A 3,723-nucleotide genomic window follows, 5' to 3' on the forward strand; every position below is an offset into this window, starting at 1 on the left:
AATGGCAGAGATTACCAAAGCCCCTCAACTGCGATATACCCAAGATGGACAAACTGCCATCTCCGAGATGTGGGTGCAGTTTCCCGCTTTACGGTCGGGTGATCCCATGTCTACGATTAAAGTCACGGGCTGGGGAAATTTGGCCCAACAAATCCAAGAGCAGTTTCAAGAAGGCGATCAGGTTATTATTGAAGGCCGTCTAGGCATGAATACGATTGACCGTCCTGAAGGCTTTAAAGAAAAACAAGCGGAGCTGACTGCATCTCGGATTCACACCACCGATATGTCTGTCAGTGCCAGTGCCACGCCAGCCGCCTCCCCTGCACCGGCTCGGCCAGCGCCAGCCCCCGCAGCCATCCCGGCTCCCCCGCAGCCCCAAGCAGAGGCAGAGCCCAATTACGATGATATTCCCTTTTAATTCTCCCTAATTGCTTGGCCTAATCTAACTGGATATTGATCTGACGCTGACCAATATCCGAGCGATAGTAGCACCCTTCAAATTGAATGGCAGGGATAGCTTGATAAGCGGTTTTCAAAGCGGCTTCAAAGGTATTTCCTTGCCCAGTAACCGTTAGTACCCGCCCCCCGCTAGTCACGATGTCTTGATCCTGGGACTGGGTGCCTGCATGAAAAACGGTAACGTTGTGGGCTTCGGCTTGAGCAATACCGGAAATCGGAAAGCCTTTTTGGTAACTGCCGGGGTAACCACCAGACGCTAACACAACGCAGGCAGAGAATCCTGATTGCCAATGGATATTGGTTTCAGCTAATGTCTGCTGGGTACAGGCCAGTAAAAGCTGATCCAAAGGAGTGGCCAAGAGACTTAATACCGCTTGTGTCTCAGGATCACCAAACCGACAGTTGAATTCGATCACTTTGGGATCGCCCGTTGGGGTGATAATTAAGCCTGCATAGACCACACCTCGATAGTCAATTCCCTGCTTTTGTAGGGCACGCAAAGTGGGTTGGAGAATTTCGGTTTCAACCCGCTGCATTAATTTAGGCGTCACCCAGGGAACAGGGGCATAGGCACCCATGCCGCCCGTGTTGGGACCCGTATCCCCTTCTCCGATGGGCTTATGGTCCTGGGCCGGAATTAAGGGTTTAATCGTTTTACCGTCGGTCAGGGCTAACACCGAGACCTCTTGCCCCGTCAGATAGTCTTCAACTAGGACGGTTTGACCCGCCTCGCCAAATTTCCCAGAGAAGGCTTCTGTTATGGCGTTGAGCGCTTCATCCAAGGTGAGGGCAACGGTCACTCCTTTACCCGCCGCCAAACCATCGGCCTTGATCACTATGGGAGCGCCTTGCGCCTGAATATAGGCTTGAGCCGCATCAGCGTCAGTAAAGGTTTGAGACTGAGCTGTGGGAACTCCGGCCTGGGTCATAAGAGTTTTAGCCCAAGTTTTGCTGGCTTCTAGCTGGGCACCGGCTTGGGTAGGTCCAAAGACAGGGATCTTAAACGGTTGCAACGCATCGGTAATGCCCGCAGCCAACGGGGCTTCTGGCCCCACTACAACTAGGGCAATATCGTGTTCTTGGGCAAATTGACCGATGGCTGTAAAGTCTTGCTCAGAAATATCAATGTTTTGACAGTTGGTGAGGGTGGCCGTACCGCCGTTTCCAGGTAAGCAATAGACTTGCTGCACCGTTTGCGATCGCAACAAGGACCACGCCAATGCATGCTCGCGACCACCACTGCCAATCACTAAGATATTCACGGTCACCTTCTACCCAACAGAGAACATCCTATAGTCTGGGTGACGCCAGCGGTATTGGTCAACCGGCTCTTTAAAACTTGACTTTGAAGAGATGAAATAGCTCGTGACTCTCTGCTTTCAGCACCTTACCCCCTGCCGTTTTGATCAAGCTTTTCCAGGTGTCTAACGACTCAGGAAAGACTTCAGCTCCTAGGTAGGTTTCAAGGATAGACCAGTTATCGGCCAACTCGCTATCTGGATCGATCACATCAAAGATCAAAACACTGTCAGGCTTGAGGACCCGCTTGATTTCTGTGAGCACCGTTTGCCAATAGTCCTGGGGAAAGTAGCAGCTAAATCCAGTCGCAATGACCCCATCAAACTGGTTGTCGTCGTATTTCAGATGATGAGCTGGACCGCGTTCTACGCCTCTGAACAATTTGGAATTTAACTGCGGTCCCCGACTATTGACCGCTTCCTGGGCGACTTTACTCAGCTCTTGACCGTAGAAATAGGCTTCCCATTCAAACCAGGGATAGACCAAAAAGCTTAGCCCACAGCCGATATCTAGCCAATGCTGCTTTTTCTTCGGTTTCTGAAACTGCCAAAACTCAGAGGCAATTCTGGCTTGCAGACGCCCCGCATTCCAGTCTTGAAAGACAGGCATTGCCTCCACCTCTGGCGGCAACTCAAAAGCAGCCTGCTCATATTCCCGATTAAACCGCTGGGTCACCGCCTGAATCTGCTCATGCCACTGATCATCAGGGTTGGCTAGCTGAGGCAAACTGGTGTACCAATTCGTTTGCTGCTGTTTTTTAGCCATAGTGCGACTCAGAATGTAGGGTAAGCGTCTGATCTATATAAGGGAAAAGAGATTAGCCTTTGAGAGCTTTAACAAAATTCTGTCGATAAGACTTGTTCGCTAACATCACGGGCCACAGCAGGGTGAGAACAAGACGGTTAGAGGTGAAATTCGTCTGTCTAAATCCAGCCCAAAAGCGCCAACCACCACCGGTATAGATGATGATTAACAGTAGCCAGACAAAAAAGGGCATAAACGATGTCCTCCTAATCGAACGTTCGACGATAGATAATGCCTCAATTTTAGTTTACTGATTCGGTAATTGTTTGCATCTGCACAGTTCTGTAATGCCGTTTTGGTTTACGCTGAAGCTACAGATCAGCACTACTGGTTGAGATTAGGTTCTCGTCCTAAATCTATAAAAGTAAGTCAGACCTTATCAACGCCAGGATGTCATGATGAAAATGACCGTCGAGGGAATCAATGATGCCCCAGTCTTCTCATGAACCAGATGTGGTATCTGTCGAGATTGAAGTCATCACGGATGATGACTATCAACAGACCCTAGCGGAACAAGAGCACCTGGCCGAGCAAGATAAAAAAGCAAGGGAGCAAGCTCGGCAAATTTTGCAACGCTATGATCAGGGCTTCACGCCTAATTTAATTCAAGATATTCGCCTGTCTGCTTTTGATTCTTTGACGGCCAGTAGAGCCATTATGCAGCTATTACGACTCAGCCTGGCGGAAGATGAATACTGTGCCGTGGGAGAACCTCGATTGACCTATACGCGAGGGCGAAATTTTGCGATCGCACGGCAATGTGGTCACGTGCTTTACCAACTCGGCGGTCTGAAATTAATGGAGCATGTTCTAACGCGCCTGATTCCACCTTTTGATCAAGACAACCTGAGTCAAGCATGGCAAAGCATCGAGACGGGAGCCAAAGCCACTTTTAGACCCAGTCCCAGCCCTAAACGTCCGAAAGCCTCACATTAAGTATTCCTAATTTGGCGTCTAGACGGTCGTGCATCAAAGAAGTGTGGGTTTGTTAAACCTATAGGGAGTTGAGTTATCCTATCTTCTGATGCAATGTCCTCTATGTGGTCATCCAACGACCCACAAACACGGTAAAACCAGTAAAGGCAGCCAACGTTACCGTTGCCCCCACTGTCACCAAACCTTCAGTGAGACCTTTGATACCCTTTATTATCGCCGTCAGAT

5 protein-coding genes and 1 pseudogene are annotated in these 3,723 nt (G+C 49.6%); 3 read left to right on the forward strand and 3 right to left on the reverse strand.

The genetic code is table 11. From position 1 onward, the window contains the following. Window position 1 precedes the first annotated feature (1 nt). Complete coding sequence (locus Q0991_RS14240; RefSeq protein ID WP_299489425.1) at window positions 2-418, forward strand: single-stranded DNA-binding protein; 417 nt, start codon at window positions 2-4, stop codon at window positions 416-418. Between the two features lie 19 nt (window positions 419-437). Here the strand turns inward: Q0991_RS14240 and purD are convergent, their stop codons facing one another. The 3 genes from purD to Q0991_RS14255 form a co-directional block, all read right to left on the reverse strand. Then, a complete protein-coding gene (purD, locus tag Q0991_RS14245; RefSeq protein ID WP_299489430.1) occupies window positions 438-1,721 on the reverse strand; it encodes a phosphoribosylamine--glycine ligase in 1,284 nt (427 codons plus the stop codon). A 70-nt stretch (window positions 1,722-1,791) separates the two neighbouring features. Then, on the reverse strand, window positions 1,792-2,523 hold the full coding sequence (locus Q0991_RS14250) for a class I SAM-dependent methyltransferase (RefSeq protein ID WP_299489426.1): 732 nt from the start codon (window positions 2,521-2,523) through the stop codon (window positions 1,792-1,794). A gap of 52 nt (window positions 2,524-2,575) precedes the next feature. Next, a complete protein-coding gene (locus Q0991_RS14255; RefSeq protein ID WP_299489427.1) occupies window positions 2,576-2,755 on the reverse strand; it encodes a hypothetical protein in 180 nt (59 codons plus the stop codon). Between the two features lie 233 nt (window positions 2,756-2,988). Here Q0991_RS14255 and Q0991_RS14260 point away from each other — a divergent pair, with 233 nt between their 5' ends. Both Q0991_RS14260 and Q0991_RS14265 read left to right on the forward strand, forming a co-directional pair. Next, window positions 2,989-3,498, forward strand: a complete 510-nt coding sequence (locus Q0991_RS14260) for a hypothetical protein (RefSeq protein ID WP_299489428.1) — start codon at window positions 2,989-2,991, stop codon at window positions 3,496-3,498. Between the two features lie 88 nt (window positions 3,499-3,586). Then, window positions 3,587-3,723 (forward strand): annotated as a pseudogene (locus Q0991_RS14265) (IS1 family transposase); the annotation flags it as partial.

Source organism: Acaryochloris sp. IP29b_bin.137, assembly GCF_028285745.1.
GTDB lineage: Bacteria > Cyanobacteriota > Cyanobacteriia > Thermosynechococcales > Thermosynechococcaceae > Acaryochloris.

Coding starts and splice junctions, on each gene's coding strand:
- Q0991_RS14240 (WP_299489425.1), top strand. CDS start 2: ATGGCAGAGATTACCAAAGCCCCTCAACTGCGATATACCCAAGATGGA.
- Q0991_RS14260 (WP_299489428.1), top strand. CDS start 2,989: ATGCCCCAGTCTTCTCATGAACCAGATGTGGTATCTGTCGAGATTGAA.
- Q0991_RS14255 (WP_299489427.1), bottom strand. CDS start 2,755: ATGCCCTTTTTTGTCTGGCTACTGTTAATCATCATCTATACCGGTGGT.
- Q0991_RS14250 (WP_299489426.1), bottom strand. CDS start 2,523: ATGGCTAAAAAACAGCAGCAAACGAATTGGTACACCAGTTTGCCTCAG.